This is a genomic window from Vibrio sp. J383 (assembly GCF_023503985.1).
In the GTDB taxonomy this organism is placed as follows: Bacteria; Pseudomonadota; Gammaproteobacteria; order Enterobacterales; family Vibrionaceae; genus Vibrio; species Vibrio splendidus.
Map to the genome: position 1 here is coordinate 1584521 of NZ_CP097293.1, position 16901 is coordinate 1601421.

The 16901-nt window shown below is 40.3% G+C and carries 15 protein-coding genes and 1 pseudogene; 12 read left to right on the top strand and 4 right to left on the bottom strand.

The genetic code is table 11. From position 1 onward, the window contains the following. Positions 1-18 precede the first annotated feature (18 nt). The 6 genes from M4S28_RS07155 to M4S28_RS07180 all read left to right on the top strand — a co-directional run bounded on the left by M4S28_RS07155 (position 19) and on the right by M4S28_RS07180 (position 6319). Positions 19-942 (top strand): TonB-dependent receptor, encoded by a 924-nt coding sequence (locus tag M4S28_RS07155; RefSeq protein ID WP_249632577.1) that lies wholly within the window; start codon positions 19-21, stop codon positions 940-942. A 20-nt stretch (positions 943-962) separates the two neighbouring features. Next, positions 963-1976 carry a porin gene (locus M4S28_RS07160; RefSeq protein WP_081279962.1) on the top strand — a complete coding sequence of 338 codons (1014 nt, stop codon included), beginning with the start codon at positions 963-965 and terminating at the stop codon, positions 1974-1976. 133 nt (positions 1977-2109) lie between these two features. After that, the gene (locus M4S28_RS07165) at positions 2110-2856 is read left to right on the top strand and encodes a helix-turn-helix domain-containing protein (protein ID WP_065205495.1); all 747 of its coding nucleotides are present in this window, start codon (positions 2110-2112) and stop codon (positions 2854-2856) included. A 5-nt stretch (positions 2857-2861) separates the two neighbouring features. After that, complete coding sequence (locus M4S28_RS07170) at positions 2862-4196, top strand: MFS transporter (protein WP_249632578.1); 1335 nt, start codon at positions 2862-2864, stop codon at positions 4194-4196. Between the two features lie 650 nt (positions 4197-4846). Beyond that, positions 4847-5056 (top strand): MerR family transcriptional regulator, encoded by a 210-nt coding sequence (locus M4S28_RS07175; RefSeq protein WP_102516744.1) that lies wholly within the window; start codon positions 4847-4849, stop codon positions 5054-5056. Then, positions 5057-6319 carry a site-specific integrase gene (locus tag M4S28_RS07180; protein ID WP_249632579.1) on the top strand — a complete coding sequence of 421 codons (1263 nt, stop codon included), beginning with the start codon at positions 5057-5059 and terminating at the stop codon, positions 6317-6319. Positions 6320-6415: 96 nt separating this feature from the next. Here the strand turns inward: M4S28_RS07180 and M4S28_RS07185 are convergent, their stop codons facing one another. Beyond that, positions 6416-7375 (bottom strand): nuclease-related domain-containing protein, encoded by a 960-nt coding sequence (locus tag M4S28_RS07185; RefSeq protein ID WP_102384131.1) that lies wholly within the window; start codon positions 7373-7375, stop codon positions 6416-6418. A 447-nt stretch (positions 7376-7822) separates the two neighbouring features. On the opposite strand from M4S28_RS07185, the pseudogene M4S28_RS26605 reads away from it, so the two are divergent. Together M4S28_RS26605 and M4S28_RS07195 are read left to right on the top strand one after the other, a co-directional pair. Further along, positions 7823-8190 (top strand): annotated as a pseudogene (locus M4S28_RS26605) (transposase); the annotation flags it as partial. 387 nt (positions 8191-8577) lie between these two features. Continuing rightward, positions 8578-9030 carry a hypothetical protein gene (locus M4S28_RS07195; protein WP_249632581.1) on the top strand — a complete coding sequence of 151 codons (453 nt, stop codon included), beginning with the start codon at positions 8578-8580 and terminating at the stop codon, positions 9028-9030. On the opposite strand, the gene M4S28_RS07200 is transcribed toward M4S28_RS07195, so the two are convergent. Continuing rightward, a complete protein-coding gene (locus tag M4S28_RS07200; RefSeq protein WP_198593672.1) occupies positions 9027-9983 on the bottom strand; it encodes an IS110 family RNA-guided transposase in 957 nt (318 codons plus the stop codon). The two genes, M4S28_RS07195 and M4S28_RS07200, sit on opposite strands and share 4 nt — an antisense overlap. Before the next feature lie 421 nt (positions 9984-10404). On the opposite strand from M4S28_RS07200, the gene M4S28_RS07205 reads away from it, so the two are divergent. Together M4S28_RS07205 and M4S28_RS07210 are read left to right on the top strand one after the other, a co-directional pair. Beyond that, on the top strand, positions 10405-10776 hold the full coding sequence (locus M4S28_RS07205) for a hypothetical protein (RefSeq protein WP_249632582.1): 372 nt from the start codon (positions 10405-10407) through the stop codon (positions 10774-10776). Positions 10777-10940: 164 nt separating this feature from the next. Further along, complete coding sequence (locus tag M4S28_RS07210; RefSeq protein ID WP_249632583.1) at positions 10941-11696, top strand: potassium channel family protein; 756 nt, start codon at positions 10941-10943, stop codon at positions 11694-11696. Between the two features lie 361 nt (positions 11697-12057). On the opposite strand, the gene M4S28_RS07215 is transcribed toward M4S28_RS07210, so the two are convergent. Further along, entirely contained in the window at positions 12058-13086 is a 1029-nt protein-coding gene (locus tag M4S28_RS07215; RefSeq protein WP_249632584.1) for an IS110 family RNA-guided transposase, read from the bottom strand. A 114-nt stretch (positions 13087-13200) separates the two neighbouring features. On the opposite strand from M4S28_RS07215, the gene M4S28_RS07220 reads away from it, so the two are divergent. After that, positions 13201-14781 (top strand): hypothetical protein, encoded by a 1581-nt coding sequence (locus tag M4S28_RS07220; RefSeq protein ID WP_249632585.1) that lies wholly within the window; start codon positions 13201-13203, stop codon positions 14779-14781. Positions 14782-14914: 133 nt separating this feature from the next. Continuing rightward, complete coding sequence (locus M4S28_RS07230; RefSeq protein ID WP_249632587.1) at positions 14915-15484, top strand: hypothetical protein; 570 nt, start codon at positions 14915-14917, stop codon at positions 15482-15484. Between the two features lie 137 nt (positions 15485-15621). Here the strand turns inward: M4S28_RS07230 and M4S28_RS07235 are convergent, their stop codons facing one another. Further along, positions 15622-16821: an IS4 family transposase gene (locus M4S28_RS07235; protein WP_249632588.1), complete on the bottom strand. Its 1200-nt coding sequence runs from the start codon at positions 16819-16821 to the stop codon at positions 15622-15624. Positions 16822-16901: the final 80 nt, after the last annotated feature.

A 16901-nucleotide genomic window follows, 5' to 3' on the forward strand; every position in this document is an offset into this window, starting at 1 on the left:
TTTATCTCAGGAATTCAAATGGTTAATCAATATAGAGCAGTGTTATGCGCACTGTTACCCTTTATGCTGTTCTCCGTTCCGAGCCAAGCTTCGAATTTTGGTATGGAGAATATCTTCGGCGATCGATTGGAAGATGTCGCAGCAGATTCAGAAAATACACCTAGATTTCGATTTTTCTCTGGCTTGGAGTATGAAGATGTCGGATTGAGCAATGCGCTTGATGAAGTAGAAATGACAACGGTTCATTTTGATGGCTGGGGAACAATTAACAAAAACTGGCAGCTTGGCTTGGTATCGGAAAGGCTTCAATTTTATCGAGATGGAAATCGACTTAATGACGCCGATATTATCGAGTTTAAGCCTAGATATGAGAACGCTATTTCTAGTAACCTCAGATACAACGTCATGGTTGGGTACCGGCATGTAGAGGGAAACAGAGAGCGTAACATGTTTAAGCTTCGCCCTGCGTTTTTCTATCAAAATGGCGATCATGCCCTAAATGTCAATGGCTTGTACATCTACCGACATGGAGAAATGAACGCTCGCGGCGAACGGATAGACAAATTTGAAAGTGAACCGAATTATAACTATCGCATCAATGATTCGTTTAGTACCGGTGCTGGAGGCTTGTACGAATCTGAGTTCAACCAACATGGTGATAATACATTCCGTAAGTGGGGGATAAAGCCTTTCATTACTTATCGCGTTAATCCGGGTTTTACGGTGACATTACGTCAAGATATTTTTCAAGTAACTCGCCGTAATAATAGTGGATGGAATCAGTTTAATACCAATATTCAAACAACCACTCGATTAACTGACTCAATCCGTTTAGTCGCGAATGTTGCATACAGGCATTTCAACGAATTTGATGGCCGAGAAACGTCGGAAGGTAATAAAGATGTGCTCTTTGGGCGCGTAGGCCTCAGTTGGTCATTTTAATAAGAACTCGGTGAACAATCATGAAAAAAATAACAATGGGTCTATGCGCTTTAGTTAGCACATGCTCTGGATTTGCTACGGCCGCTCCAATTTATATTACCGATGACAATAAGCTAAATATGAATGGTGATATCTATAGCGGTTTTCTTCGAACAAGCGAATTCAAACAAGATAACGAAGTCAGTCAGAATCAACTTGATTCTTACTTCCGATTGGGGTTTCAAGGCGCTTCTTATGTGAATGAGTCCGTGTTAGCAATAGGTGAGGCAGAGCTGGAAGTTGATATTGCAGATACTTCAATTAATGACGGAATTGATACTCGTTTGGGTTATGTCGGATTGATGTCTCAGGAATATGGAACATTAACTTTTGGCAAGCAATATACCTCGGGTCGTTTACTTACCTCTTGGACCGACACCGGTGTATCTCGCATGTCGAATAACGATGCTGTTATGGCACCTTCGAGAGTTTCAAACGTACTCAAGTTTGAGTTGTCTCTTCTTAATGACCGCCTGACCCTTGGCGCAGACAAGATCTTGGACTTCTCAACAGAAGAATATGACGAGCGTAAAGGTTCGAACGCAGCTGCAACGTATCATATCACTGATAATTTCAGCGTTGGCTTAGGGTACCTCGCGCAAAGGGTCAGCTTCATTGAAGAACCGGAATCAATTCCAGCTGTAGAGCAATACGGCACAGGTGATGTTTGGGACAGTCAGTCTTACCTTACGGCTGCGAGATACAATAATGGAGGCTTTAGCGCGGCATTGGTCTTAGACAAAACGAAGGACAAAGCGCAATTGGGCGATCATAAAGCACTGGAGGCATCGGTTATGTACGATATCGAACGCTATCGATTTGTCACCCGTTTCATGAAGAGAAATGCTGATCTTGAAGAGCGAGACGTTGAAACGATTACCTTCGGTGTGCAATACCGTGTTAATAAACACCTAGATCTGCTATCAGAGTTTAATTCTTCCATTCAGAATCACGATTACAATCAATTTAGTGTCGCTGCACACTATCAGTTTTAGTACGGAACGCCCTCCAAGTACGCCAATGCAGTGCGTGCTTGGAGGAGGAACTTGGATAGGAGTTTAAAGAGTCGGAGGCGTGCAGTCATGATTTAATGTATAATTCAGCAATTGAAATTTGGCTAGAACTTATATGAATTACAACAAATACGATAGTTACCCAACACCTGCTTGCGCACGTGGTTTATGGGTATTGAAATGTCTGTCGACAAAAGCCGAAGGCGCGAGCTTAGATCAATTACACAAGATTTCTGAAGTACCGAAGGCGACGCTGTCCAGAATTTTAGAGACGTTAGAAATGTTAGGCTTAGTCGTTAAAGATGAAGCTAAAATGTACAAAACCGATTATCAGATCGTTCTAGCATCCGACTCTAGCTCTAGTTTCGATGACAAGTTGTTTGAGGCCATGAACTATCTGAGTAAACAACTGGGTTATACCGCTGAGTGGTATGTTCCAACGTTGAGCGGCATGGTGATGAAAAAAACAATGAGCCCTTTGAAGGAACGCCGTGTTTGGGCTCAAGAAGGCTTCGTGAGGAACTGGGGTGGAGAAGTGGACGCGGTTTACCGAGTGGGTAAGCGCTGCTACGGAGACAAAGCACCTACAAATGACGTTGCTTGGACGTATGGCAAGAAAGGTAAGAAGATTTCAATACCTTTAGAAAAGCTTGAAGAAGAGATCAATGAGCTAAGCGAAGAGGCATTATTTGCCGACAACAACTTCAATGAAAATGGAGTTCGACGCAGTGCAATATCCGTATTCGCTGATAACAAGTTCGTCGGTGTGCTTGCGTTAGCGGAATGTTGGACGCCAAAAACAGATCTCAACGTTAACTCATCTTTACCCCAACTGATTAATGCTTATAAGGATTTCTTTTAGAAAAAATGGGTAGTTCAACTAAAGCTTTAACGAAAGCTGAAATTGTCCAGTTTGGTGCTGGTGGGGGCGCATCCAGTGCTATATTTCAGTTTACGACTACTTACCTGTTATTTTTTTTTACTAATATAGCGGGAATTGAAGCTTCACAAGCAGCCCAATTGATTTTAGTAATGAAGGTCGTTGATGCTATATTTGACATTACTGCAGCGTATATTGTTGATAATGTTGACTTGAAATTTGGTCAAGGAAAATATCGCCCTTATATCGCTGCCTTTGCCCCACTTCTTGGTTTAAGTATTTATATTATTTTTTCAAGTCATAACTTTGGTGATGACATATCAACCTTCTTCATTTATCTTGCTATAGCTGTTTTTTCAATAGCTTTGTCTTTTTGTAACATGGCTTACAATGGTTTGACTGTAAAAATGTCGTCAAATTATGATGAAAGGGCTTCAATGATTACTTGTAAACAGCTCATTGGCGTCGGAGTTGGTTTTTTTGCTAGCTTTCTTCCATTGTATATTGCAGCTTATTTTGGTGGTGGTCATAAAGGCTGGGAAGTCACCGCTCTCATGATGTCAGTTTTAGTAGTCAGCCTATTTTATGTTTCATGGTATGGTTCCAGAAAAAAAGACTACTCAGTTAATAAATCGAAACAATGCAATAAACAGTTTTCTATTTCTAGTTACCAGACGATCTTGATGCAGAATAAGCCGTTAGTTGCATTGATGATTTGTCAAAGTTGTTTAATGTTCTCTGTTACTTTAGAGGGAGCAACTGCCATTTATTTTTTTATTTACTATCTAAAAGGGGAATCACTTTTTCCACTGTATCAAGGCCTTGTGGTAGCTTTATCGTCAGTTGCTATTTTAGTTGCTCCTAAGTTGATCCGCCATTCAGATAAAAGGTATGTATATATTTCAAGTTGCAAGTTAGCAATAGTTATTCTCTGTATAGCGCTCTATTCTTCGTTAAACTTCTCTGCGAATGTAAGCTTGGTATTTCTTGTGCTTTTAAAAGTGCTTATTGTTTTTTGTGCAAATCTAGTGTGGATGTTACTGCCGGACTGTGTAGACTACGGCGAGAAAAAATATGGTATTTCTGCAGCTGCGGTAACTCAAAGTTTATTGACATTTTTTGCGAAGATATGCAGTGGATTGGGTGTGTTCTTTGCGGGGGTTGTTTTGACGTATATTGGTTTTGAGGCCGAAAGTGCAACCATGACGAGGGAAATTAATTTGGTATTTGTCACATTTAAATTCTTTCCTTTTCTTCTGTCTCTACTTATCTCAATTCTAGTTATGAGGAATTACAGTATTACTCGAAGTAGTTTGTATTAGATAGAACTACACCGTTTCGTATATTCCTTAGTCAATACGAAAAGTTTCAAGCATCCCTAACCCTGTAAGCTTATTATTTATTGTTGGGCTATATGACTGATTTTTTGAATTACCTCTTTAATGACAAATTTAAAATCCTGAACGCTTATTCTGCTCATAAAAATCGCGGTAACATTAACTTTCCGAAAATTAGCCCCTTTTATTGTATTAATTTTTTATGTTTTTGCATTGTACTATTCATATGAATAGATGTTTGAAGTTCAATGAAGATTTTGGCGGGGTTTACGACGTTTTTGAGGGCTCAAAAACGGTGAAACCCCGATGTTGGTAGTAATCTTAGCTGTATGGTATTGATTTATATGAATTTCATGTGTTTAGAGCTGGTGGTTAAGCTCTAATTGGCCTAAAAAATGGTTAAAAAGGTCAATGAAATAGTCAAATAAAATCAATAGATTAGCAACTTGGTACTACTGTATTAGTCCACCCTAAAGTGGGCTTGAAATCGATTCGTTGAATCGTTTTACGCTTCGGGAATCCTTTTCGTTAATTGCTGCGCAAATAGAATGTCACTGAAAAAATCGTGCATAGTTTTTCTACCAGTAGATGAAAAATCTTAATTTTCATGTAGTGAGAAAGGTAAGGAGAACGACATGGCGACGCGTAAAATCAGACCTAGACAATTTATTGATGAGTTTTACCCTGATTCAGGGATATGCAATACCACCATCATAAACTGGATTAAACATGGCAAGCTTGAGGGCACTAGAACGCCAACGGGCCGATATTTAGTCTGTGTTGACGACGATATAGGGAACCCTGCAGATAGGGTCAGTGAACTTCTAAGATTCTTGGAGTCATAAATGGTTGGTAGAGCTAGAAGCAAAGAAACGGCTCATTACCCTCCATTCTTGGTGAAAATGAGCCATAGGGGTCAATCTCGATTTCGGTTTACAACCGTAGATGGTGTGAAGAAGCTATTTCCTATCGGGACTGTAGAGCAAGAAGCGATACAAGCTGCACATGTTTATAACTTGCAGTATCGCCCTGAGCTAGGAAGCGCGTTTTCGCTTTCAGAAATGACCCCATTTCGCAAAGCTGTCTCTAAAGGTCGAAAGGATAAATTCAATCGGCCTTTAAAAGAGTGGCTTCCATTAGTGTTGTCTCGTGTGAAGAAAGAAGAACGGCTTTCCAAAGACGTTTATCGAAATTTGGAAAGGGACTGTTACCGCCTTGATGAGTTCATGGGGCGGTTGCCAACCAAATCGATCAAGTTACAGCACATCAATGAGTTCCTTTCGAAATACTATTCAGAGTTAAGTAATCGTCAGCTCAACAATAAGATCAGTAACCTTAAAAAGGTGTTTTCCTACCTTGCCGATGAAAGCGCTATAGAGAGTAATTTTGTTCTCAATAAAAAACAGCGTCGATTGACCAGAGAAGATTACACCAAAGCTCGCCACGACCTAGATATCGAAAACTACCAAAAGGTTTACGATGCAGCGCCACTGTTTCTTAAGGTCGCAATGAGCCTAACTCTTGAGACGACTCATGCTGTGAGAGAGATCTATAGGCTTCGTTATCGTATATACAAACCACGGGAAGGCGTGTGTGGGATTCTTTGGAACCCTGATAAAGAGGTGGAGTATGTTGATGGGCATGCTGTGTATGGAATGCTTTATGTTCACCGAGAGAAGGTGAAAAAGTCCGATGCTTCCACGGTGGCCATTCCTGTCACCCAGACGATTAAAGACATTGTCGATCTTTCTAAAACATCGAGATTGATTTGTCCTTACATCGTTCACCGTAAACCCAAACAGCAGCAACGTGGCATTTCAAAAGAGACCGACCATCTTTACCAAGTACATCACCACAATATAAGTAAAGAGTTCAGTAAGGTTCGAGACTCTTTAGGGCTTTATAGCCACCTAAAGAAACCGCTAAGGCCGACCTATCATGAAATTCGAGGACTAGCTGCCCGAATGATTGAACAGCAAGGGCAGAGTGCTACCGAGCGAATGGCGCATGCGAACGCGAAAACAACAAAAATCTATACAGGCACAAGTGACATTATTTGGCACCAAGTACCACCTGTTGAGGTTATGCCGAAAAGTGGCCAGAAGTGATATGTGTTAGTTGTTTAGTTTTGGAGGAATTCGGAATCCGAATTTGAATCCGTACTGCTTTACATGGTGGCACAATTCGGATTCCGAATTATTAGATTAAGGAAATACGACTTGAGTTCCTTCACCACAAGAGCATGCAATTGAGTACGTGTTCTTTTTCTTACTGACTTTAGCTGAATTAGATTGGCAAGAATGGCAACTAATACGCATTGCAGTATTCACCTTACATTGTGGGCAGTAGACGTAATACCCATACTTTCCATACCTCGGCTCGGTCTGAGGGCTTTGACACTTCTTACAATTAAAACCATGCCTTATTTGTGGAACTTTGGCCTCTTCAATTGTTTCTTGAGCTGGAATCAAGTCTACCTTTTTAGTTTCGCTTAATTCTGCGATATGTACTTTGGGAGCTGGAGAAGACGTAGGCACATGTTGTTCGTTTAGAAAGTGAACTAGGCGGTACAGTTCATCACGATTAAACGTAGGATTCGGATTTAGTATTGAACCTACGCGGTGCTTTTTGATGAGACTCTTAGCGCAGCTACCAATAGATTCGGCTTTAATGAGCTTTTTCGATATATCTTTAGGGATAGAAGTTCGATCGATTAGAGCGTCATTGGACGCGGCACAGAGTTGATCCCAACAGCGACCACCAAAGTACCCTTGTAAAAATGCAATCCGGTCTAGTAACGACTTAGCGTTGTCATTTAAAAGTGCTTTCAATAGTTTGGTTTGCAACTTAGCTTGCTCGATAGGCGAGGGCATTCCTGTCCATTTGCCTCTTACGGTTCGACTCCATTCGAGTTGATTGTTGACCTTAACCTCACCACGAATCGATTTTGACTCAATAATGATAAATCCTTTGTTATAAAGGACTAAGTGATCGATCTGAGCCGTTTCATTTTTAAACTGTATGCGTAAGTCATTGATAATGAAAACGTCATTTGCATCTCCAAACTCTCTGCGTAAGTAAAACGCAACATCTTGCTCTACTTTTGCGCCAGCTTTCTGTTGAAGACTGTTGTCGATTTTTGAATCTCTATCCTTAGTAATCATTCTTTATTCCTGCTTTTTTATAAAAGCAGTTTACCATGCAGTCTTGTTCATATTGATGGTGTGTATGTTTTTGAGACATATGTTCTTTTTCGAACACTGTTATTGATGAAAATTGTGAAATATCTCTTTTCGAAAGCTCGAAGTAGAGAGTAGGAAACCTGCAACCCGCTGTTTAATAATGTGTTTGTTAGGCATCCTGTTATTGTGCGTGTTAGGGCGTTGTGAGCGCCATGAAAGTTGTAAATAGGCAATGGTGGCGTAACAATAAGAGGTGATACGCAGCCATTGCTGCAGAGAAAAACATACACATAAATTGTTATTGAGTTTTGGAGTGACTAGAGGCCTCAGCCCTAAGAGCAGGTGATAGTGCCCTGTTTCGTGATTATGAAGTCATTTCAGAATTCGGAATCCGAATTTCACCTATCAAGAACTTATTAGAGGACACCAGCAGTAGTGGGTTATTTATCTCGATATTGAGATCGTATCGAGTTAAATCCAAACCAGTTAAGTTATAACGTGGATGGCCGTATCTCGATGAGTTACAAAGACTATCCAACCAATGGGACTCAAAGAATGTGTTTTAATGCGGGCGCGTTACTTCGACGTTTACTTTTACATGTATTGCCTAAAGGGCTAATGCGGTACGGGTAAAAGCGATAGCGGAAATTAGGCAAAGCTTACGAAAGCGACCCGCAGAGAAGTCGGAAGTGTTGAAAGAGAAACTGTGTTGTCCGAACTGCCATTACAACACTACGGTACTTGTGTGCATCAATATCAGACCTAGAATAGTCGTTTCAGAGCACCGACTGACCTAGTTGTCTGATTGTAATGAATAAAATTATCGTTGTGTTATGGCGAGAGAGGGCATTGTTCGCTTTTAAAAAGATTATGCAACGGGTATATTAGATGTAGATAAATTGGCGGCTAGAAGTGGGAAATGGACGGCTGACGGGGTATCGGTCTTAATGATAAGAGTAGAACGCAAGTCAGTCCTAAAAAGCAAATTCCATAGATAGAAGCGGCCAAGTCCAACAGGTATTTATCCATTGTGCTACGACAACGGATAGATACTTAAGCGTTATGTTACCTTGAATTACACCTTAGACATACTATGACGTGTGCCCCAAAACAAGCATAAAACTCTTTATGATTCGAAGAGCCTTTATAATGTTCAATTTTGAAATCTAAGTGGAGATAAGTGCATGTTTAATTCTAGCATATCGGTTCCAACGGACCACCTAGCAAAGTTCTTAGCGATCTTTGGTCTGGTTGTTTTTGTTGTGAGCTCTCTTTCATGGCACCTGAACTTTAGTAGTCATCGTCAGAGTTTGTTTGAGCATGCTATGTCGGTATCGAAACTTAGTTCTGATGATGAGCTAGGGCACTCTGAAGATATGCAGGTTAAAGCTCTCAATATCGGGATGAAACAAATAACTAGAGAGACTCATCGGGTGAATACATTTATGGCAATTTTCAGTGTCGCCGGTTTTTTGACTATGTTGTACGGTTTTTATCAGTGGGTCGTAGTTTTACAGCCCAAATTAGATAGATTGTTGGATATCCAAATCGAAATTGCTTATGAAGAACTTAACAAGAGCAGAAGTGTTGATAACAAAAAAGTTTACATAACAAACGACTATGGCGTCAATGATTAATTTTTGGCAGTGTTTTCATCCCACATGGCGCCATCTCTCAGCATAGAGTTAAGGGTCACAACCATCTTTCGAACACACGCGATTATTGCGACTTTCTTAGGCTTTCCCGCAGCTACAAGTCGAGCATAAGTTGCTTTGAATACGGGGTTACATTGCATGGCTGACATCATTGCCATATATAATACTGTGCGTACTTGCGCTCGACCGCCTTGGATCACGCGCTTACCTTTGTAGCGCCCACTTTCGCGTGTTATTGGAGCGACACCAATTAGTGATGCCGCTTGTTTATTTGTGATGTAGCCAAGTTCTGGTACGTTGCTAATTATTGATGCAGCGGCAATGTTTCCTATTCCAGGGACGCTCTGCAATATTTTGTTTTTAGCCTGATATTCAGGGCTATCTTCAATGAGTTTAACGAGCTTTTCTTCTAACTTGGTGATTTGATTTTTTATCGTGGTTAGCATCGGTTTGATAGTCGGATGGAGAGAAGCGGGAAGTATCTGGATTCGGTTCTTTTCCATGGTTTGCATGGATAACAACTGGTTTCGGCGAATGACTAAGTCGCTCATTAGGCGTATGTTTTTTGGCTTTATGACAGTAAGAGCTGGTTTGATTGCTTCTCCATAGTGAGCAATCAATTCTGCATCTAAACGATCATTTTTGGCTCTGCGGCCAATAGCACCAGCGAACCGTTTTATGTGGACAGGGTTTGCTCTGACAATAGGTAATTGAGCCTCTGCACATGCAAGAACAAAAGGCATTTCTAATCGGCCTGTTGCTTCAATAACGATTCGTTCAGGACTGTGACTCTTAATCGTTTTGAGTGCTTTTTTGATGCCTTTATCATTGTTCTCTACTGAGAAAAATAGGTCTAGTGGCCTGATGTGGATGTCTAATTGTGTTTTGCCGGTATCAACTCCAACGTTGATGCTTTGATTGATTTTGGTATTCATAATAAGCTAACTCATGCTTGCGTAATGCGGGTTCGAGACCCAGTCGACTATTCGAGGTTTATGCTTGAAGTCCTATGTAGCGTTCATGTTTGTTATCGGTCTCTCGATAGAGGAGCCAGCGTTTAAACGAACTACTACATAGAAAGCTTTTGTTGCAGCTAAAGCCTGGGTCTCACATTACCCGATTGGAGTGCTTATTATCCATACAAATCGTTTAAGGAAGATTCGCAACGTTCGGCATTTTTAGTTTAAGTCGAGTTTTGTGCTTACGGTGTAATGATTTAGGTTAACTGGTAGTGCTGCTCACTACTTAACGCGGCGTTATGTGCATTGCCTCCATGAACCAATGAAGACTTAAGTATTGATTTAAAAGCGCTTTAATGTAGTCTGTCAACGTGTTTTGTCAATGTTGGGATGCATCATGGTAAAGAAATTTGAACCGAGTAATTTTCCAAAATTTATTCGTATAGAAGGAAAAGACGTAAACCTAAAGTTTGTGTTTGATAACATCAGGAATATTGGTATAGCTGCTTTACTCTTTACGATCGGAGTTTCTGTAGCTAAAGGTGAACCGCTAAACAGTTTGTCATTTGTACCTTATTCTGAAGTAGTACTAGGGATTATGATAGCTATTTTAGGTTTCATCCTTATGATACTTAATTTAGTTCAAGGCATTTTGGCAGTGCTAGCAACTGAAAAGTTTAATATAGTGCTGTATTCAATAATTTCTGTTTTTCTACAAATAGCTGTGGGCGAAATATTTTTTAGACAGGTGTTCAAGATACTTGGTTAACAATTCACACAACAAGCGTTTAAGACAGGTTCCCAACGCATGGAATTTTTCATTCTATTGGGTTCTTGTGTTTAAGGTGTAATGGTTTGGGTTAGGTAGTAGCGTTGCTCACTACTCAACGCGGCGTTAGCTCACAGCGGAAAGTTTAGCAATCAAGGATGTATATGTTTTGGATTTTTTTATTGGGAATGGTTTGCCCAACATTACACTTCGCAGTGTTTATGAAACATGGTTCTAATAAGAACAAAGTGATTAGATGCCTTAATTGGGGTTATTTTTTAATCTCGACAATGTCTTTTCTCGTGCTAGTTTTTTGCCTCAATGTGTCTACGTCTACTGAACAAGAAGTGGAAAACTTGTCATTTATCGAGAAGTTCTGGATGGTTTTCTTGCTATCACGATGTTTTGAAATATTTTATGCATTTTTAAGAGATGCTTTAGACAAAATTTCAGATAGAGACTCAAAAGAACGCTCAGAATACCCCAGAACAGCCCAGCTAGTAAATTGGTTTTTAGACACTAAACTACTTTCTAAATTTAAGGAAAGTATAACGTTGGTTTTTAGTTTTCCTAGTAAAGTAAAATCGAAACTATTAAGTATTTGTCCTGGAGCTGAGTCAGTCGACGGATCTAAACTTAAAAATCATGATCGTCTGGTACTTTCTTTTCGAAGTTATTTTGAATTAATAATTAATTTTGCAATCATTTACAGTCTATTACCCAAAGACTTCTGGAAAGGGGGGGATAGTTTAAATATCCTTGAAGCAATGTATTTCAGTGGGGTAACGATCACAACTCTCGGTTATGGTGATGTATCACCAGAAAATTGGTTTTCACAATTTCTATCAGTATTTGAAGTTTTGTGTGGCTTTTCGTTAATTGTGGTCTGCTTAGCCATTTACCTCAAAGATGAAAAATAGTGAGCGAACAAACAATTTAAGCGTGATTCCCCACGCTTGGCATTTTTGATTTGGGTCTAATTCGGTGTTTACGGCGTCCAATTTGAGTGTAGTGGCAGCGTGGCTCACACCTTAATTGGGCTACATGGACTCCCTCTTTTGTCAACAATAGCTCCCGCTGACAACAGTGGATCGGACAGCAGCTCTACATTCGGTGTTTAATCGGATTCGTTCCGTCACCTTGATGATATTCGCTTGATGCCTGCCTCATTCGTTAAACAGTATTTATTACTTCCCAATTAAACAGGTTTAGGCATCTCGGTCTGGGCGACCCCGTCTGGTCGTATTGTCATCATTTGCTATTGCTTTGACTCGGTGAGTGTTAACCGTTTACATAGTTAATCTTGTACTCTTTTCCTGTTGTTAATAATGCCCATATTATACGAGCGTTTTTTGCTGCTAGGGCGACAGCTGCTCGTTTATAACCTCGTCGTTCAACGAGTTGATTTAACCAAATACTGTTGCGATTGGTTTTCTCTTTACATCGTGCAATAACGGCTCTTGCACCATGAATAAGTAGAGTGCGAATATGTTTTTCGCCTCTTTTGCTGATGCGACCAAGATGAACATGACCACCTGTTGAGTATTGTCTTGGAACCAACCCTATCCAAGCGGCAAATTGGCGGCTAGAGCCAAATTTTTTGGTGTCATTGACGGTCGCGACAATGGCACTTGCACTGTGTTCACCGACACTTGGAACATCCATGAGGGCTTTGGCTGAAGCCATCTCACGAACTAAAGCAGAGACTCTACGATCATAGTGCAGTACTTCTAGGTTAAGGTGTTGAATCTTGCTCGATAAATCTTGAAGTAGCTCTCGAGCGAGTATAGGCAGCCCATTTTCTGCATCTTCAAGGACACTACCAATGGTGTTTTGAGCCGAGTAGTGACCCTGCGGCATCACAATGCCAAATTCAGAGAGCAAACCTCTGAGTTGGTTAATAGTCGCCGTTCTTGTTTTAATTAGCCCCTGTCGAATACGATGCAGGCAAAGCACAGCTTGTTGCTCTTCACTTTTGATAGTGACAAATCGTGTTTTGGGTTTAGATACTGCTTCGCAGATGGCCTCCGCGTCATTGGCATCGTTTTTCTCATTTTGTCGATATGGGATAACGAATTTGGACGCCATAATTTTCGGGTTATGACCGAGTTTCAGCAGCTCTCTTGCCCAGTGGTGTGCACCAGAGCACGCCTCCATACCGATGAGGCAGGACGATAACTTAGCGAATGTGTCTAAGAGTTTGTTTCTTTTGACAGTTTTGCGTAGGACGCACTTGTCATATGCATCAACGCCGTGAATACTGAACACATTCTTGGCGAGGTCAACGCCAATAGTTTTAATGGTGGACATAGTAACCTCCAGTTCTTCAGCGTGTACTAAGTAAGTATGGCACGCAGAGTGTAAGGTAGAGGGAGTCCATATCATTCGTTAGGTTTCTCAACAAATCCCAATTGGAGTTAGATATTGACATATTGTATTGCATGGAAAACAGATAGCTCGGCATATATATTTGCCGATAGCGCAATAACCAGACTTTCAGGGAATGGTAGTTCTGAGCCAGAAACTACCTCATTCCTTGAGAAACAAGGCCAAGTTGAGCAGCAAAAACATGTTATTGAAGGTGCTTACAAAATCTTGAGTGGTGATCATTATGCTATTGGAATGGCTGGTGATGCAGGTTTTGCCATTCAGGTCGTTGAGTTATTACATTTGCATTTAAGTTGTGGTCGAACTGTAGAGCAATCAATTGATATGACAATTGGTAATTTCACGGATTTTTTCCATAGACCATATATTGAACTAGTAATAGCTGCTTTTGAAGGCGCTCCTTTAGTCGTTACCCTCAAAAATAGAGGGGATAAATTTAAATTAGAGCGTGATGATCTAGTATTGTTGGGTTCTCCAACAAGTGAGCTTGTAACGTATACAACAAGTTTCTTTAATTCTTTCATTGAGTCATGGAACAACGAAAGCCATCTAATAGATCGTGATGAAATGTTATTCGCAAGAATGTTAGGGTTACTTCAAAGTTATGGAATTCATCGTTACACAATAGATAAGGGGATTGGCGGTACATACTCAGGTGTAATGATTAACCAAAATGGAGCTGGAAATCAACCTGATACTTGCTTTTTGATCTCTGGAGAGAGCCCTGCTTTTGATGCGAAGAAAGTTGCTAGTGTGTCCTCGAAAGAAAATTGTTTATGTATAGTCAACTCAGATATGGCAGAAATTGTTATACCAAATAAAGCTGCCGATGTTGATAGTGAAACAGCAATGAATGTTGCAGAACATAATAGGAATGTTTTTGATAGCGGAAAATTTAAATATATAATACTTCTAAACTTAAGTATGCATACCGTTTGTATAGTTAATATGAACTATGAGCTAAATCACCTTCTAATTAATTTAGATATACGGGAAGATAAACAAGGGACAATAGGTTTTCTTATTAGTGATAAACTGGAAATTGACTTGAACAATGGATATGAAACTTCAGATGACACAGCAATTTATTATTATCCGTTTATTCCAGTCCAGAATGAACAGCTATCAATTATTGAAGAGAATATTGAGAAAATAAGATTGGGAAAGTTGTTTAATCCGGTCGTTGAAAAATATAAGTTCCTTATTTATGAGTCTGAAGAATTAGTTGACTGGTTTTATGGCAACGAAGAGTCAATTCTTGCTTTTTTCAAACACTACCAGGACCGTGAATACTTACGAGTTGTTGATCTATCGACAGATTTTGTTGTAGGTGAGTTTAAAAATGGTGATCTATTGTATCCTAAATTAGATTTTCCAATAAAAGAAGTTTTTGACAAAATACCAAGTAAAACTAGAAAAGAAGATATGTTTATATTTGATGCCTATCTTCCTCACAGTTCAGAACCATATGAAATGAATGTTCTTGGCCATAGTGTAGAGGATGCAAAACAACAAGCTCATGTTACGTTGCTATCAGAATATGATGAATCTTGTGGGCTGATTTTTTCAGGTAAACGATTCTATCACCCTGCGTTTTATTGGACATCCGAAACCTAACAAATTGTTCAAGAGTGATTCGGCACACGTGGTATTTTTACTATGCGTTGGTTTTAGTGGTTAAGGTGGTATGCGGAAGCTTCGGTATTGCGTGCCTCACACCTTAACAAGGCGTTAGATTTCAAAGGAACATATGGCAATTTCAAACGAACATTTTAATACAATTGTTTATCTAAGTGACATCAACACACAATGTCTCCTTTTCAAACGGAGTTATGAGCAATTGAAAATAGCAGCGGCGCATTGGATTAACATATCCAATGGAATTGATGACGGTACCAAGTTTTCGCCCTTAAACATCATCGCTGAGTGTACTGTTTGCCTATCCGCTATGTCAGCAATCAAACGAGTTTTAAACTCCGATAGACCAGCATCAGCGAAAAAGCGTAGTGATGAACTGCTTGAGTTACTGGGAAACCCGTCTCTAGACCATACTTTTACCAAGAAAGTGCGAAATTCATGGGAGCATCATGATGAAAGACTCGATAAGATTTTGAATACCAATAGTGAATGTAAAAGGTTGTGCGAAATACATGTAGCAGTAAATCCGCCTAAGGAAGGTACTCTAACATTAAAGCGTTTTGACCCTACAAAAATGACTATTCACTTTTTGAACGATGTAATTGAGTTGACACCATGCCTCCATGAAATGCTTCAGCTCACAGAAAGCATTAATCAAGCAATACAGAAGTTACATCGCTAAAAATCTAACAAGTTACTTAACAGGGACTCCTAACGCTTGGCGACTCCAGTCGCAATTTTAGCTCCGTGTTTATGTCACAATATTCAAGTTGGGCGGTATCGCGTTATCGCCCGTTAGTAAGGCGCTGACGGATCCCCTCATAATTTCCCTAGTCCTGCGTTGTGTGTGAGCCTTTGATATTCGAACATTCCCCATTGATATTGGGATTCATTAATTTGATATCGCCGATGATTTCGTACTTCTCTCCCTAGACGAGGTATGGATAGAACTCGGCGGTGTTTAATGCTGTTGGCTTGGAAGTAAAAATGCCATTTGGCTTGTACTGCAATGAGGCCATTCCACCACATCAAGATTTCAGCGAGCAACGCAATAAGAAGCAGGATATCTAATCGCTTAGTACAACGAGTTCTATTGTGACGAAGTGCGATTCCATAGGCGGTACTCTTTAGATCGCGGAAGGCTTCTTCTATTTGCATGCGCTTGGCGTACAGGTTGGTAATTTGTACTTCATTTAAGACATGTCTAGGGACATTGGTCGCGAGTAACCACGGCTCCTTTGCACTGCGTTGATAGAGGTGTGTAGCGGAGTGTTTTTGGCTGGTTCTGCTATGGCGCTGGGCTTTTCTGCCTTTTTCTAATCCCTTATAAACATAGGCTTCACAAGATATCGGTGATCTCTTTGCTAATAAGCAGTGACCAATATATTTGGGTTTATGGACGGCGTTTGGATAAAAGGTTTTATTTGAGACCCAAGGTTTTTGAGGTTGTTTGATTGATACTTCACCTCGGACACGACCTAACCAAAACCAACCTTTCTCCTGAACTTGGCGGAACCAAGTATTTCTAAAACCCGCGTCAGAAACGATGATCGGACTGATTTTATTCGGCAAAATACTTTGCAATTTATCGAGGAATGTTTGGTGACTTTTCGGTGAATTGTATTGGCCATACTCAAAAACTTGCTCAAAGATTGTGATGGCTCGACCATCAAGTGCAACGGATGCTCTTAACGTCATATAACGAAGTTGTTCACGAACATCAGACCAATCCACAAGGATCACAGGGCATGGGTTGGCGCCCGTTATTAAGTAGGCATGCCATTTATAAATAAGGTCTTTTTCACGATGTAGTTGGCGGTTTCCAAGCAGTCTATCAACGCGTTTGATCGCATGTTTTACCGTGGTATTAGTTTCCAGTTTCCGACCTAGTTTAGTCAGCGTTAAGTCTGAGCCGTCAAGTACACTTTTCGTAGCAAGTATCAGAGAACTAACGCGTTTTTTGTGAATGAAGGGGCATTGGTTTTGTATGGTTTGTTGTAAAATCTGAATATCGCGCATCGTTAGTTCACTTGTTCGAAATGTGTGTTCAGCGATATTCATTAGATCAAAGACGGCGATGCGCGTCTACCTCATTGTTT

Excerpts from the sequence above, each read along its gene's own strand:
- M4S28_RS07155 (WP_249632577.1), top strand. The coding sequence starts at position 19 with ATGGTTAATCAATATAGAGCAGTGTTATGCGCACTGTTACCCTTTATG.
- M4S28_RS07160 (WP_081279962.1), top strand. The coding sequence starts at position 963 with ATGAAAAAAATAACAATGGGTCTATGCGCTTTAGTTAGCACATGCTCT.
- M4S28_RS07165 (WP_065205495.1), top strand. The coding sequence starts at position 2,110 with ATGAATTACAACAAATACGATAGTTACCCAACACCTGCTTGCGCACGT.
- M4S28_RS07170 (WP_249632578.1), top strand. The coding sequence starts at position 2,862 with ATGGGTAGTTCAACTAAAGCTTTAACGAAAGCTGAAATTGTCCAGTTT.
- M4S28_RS07175 (WP_102516744.1), top strand. The coding sequence starts at position 4,847 with ATGGCGACGCGTAAAATCAGACCTAGACAATTTATTGATGAGTTTTAC.
- M4S28_RS07180 (WP_249632579.1), top strand. The coding sequence starts at position 5,057 with ATGGTTGGTAGAGCTAGAAGCAAAGAAACGGCTCATTACCCTCCATTC.
- M4S28_RS07185 (WP_102384131.1), bottom strand. The coding sequence starts at position 7,375 with ATGATTACTAAGGATAGAGATTCAAAAATCGACAACAGTCTTCAACAG.
- M4S28_RS07195 (WP_249632581.1), top strand. The coding sequence starts at position 8,578 with ATGTTTAATTCTAGCATATCGGTTCCAACGGACCACCTAGCAAAGTTC.
- M4S28_RS07200 (WP_198593672.1), bottom strand. The coding sequence starts at position 9,983 with ATGAATACCAAAATCAATCAAAGCATCAACGTTGGAGTTGATACCGGC.
- M4S28_RS07205 (WP_249632582.1), top strand. The coding sequence starts at position 10,405 with ATGGTAAAGAAATTTGAACCGAGTAATTTTCCAAAATTTATTCGTATA.
- M4S28_RS07210 (WP_249632583.1), top strand. The coding sequence starts at position 10,941 with ATGTTTTGGATTTTTTTATTGGGAATGGTTTGCCCAACATTACACTTC.
- M4S28_RS07215 (WP_249632584.1), bottom strand. The coding sequence starts at position 13,086 with ATGTCCACCATTAAAACTATTGGCGTTGACCTCGCCAAGAATGTGTTC.
- M4S28_RS07230 (WP_249632587.1), top strand. The coding sequence starts at position 14,915 with ATGGCAATTTCAAACGAACATTTTAATACAATTGTTTATCTAAGTGAC.
- M4S28_RS07235 (WP_249632588.1), bottom strand. The coding sequence starts at position 16,821 with ATGCGCGATATTCAGATTTTACAACAAACCATACAAAACCAATGCCCC.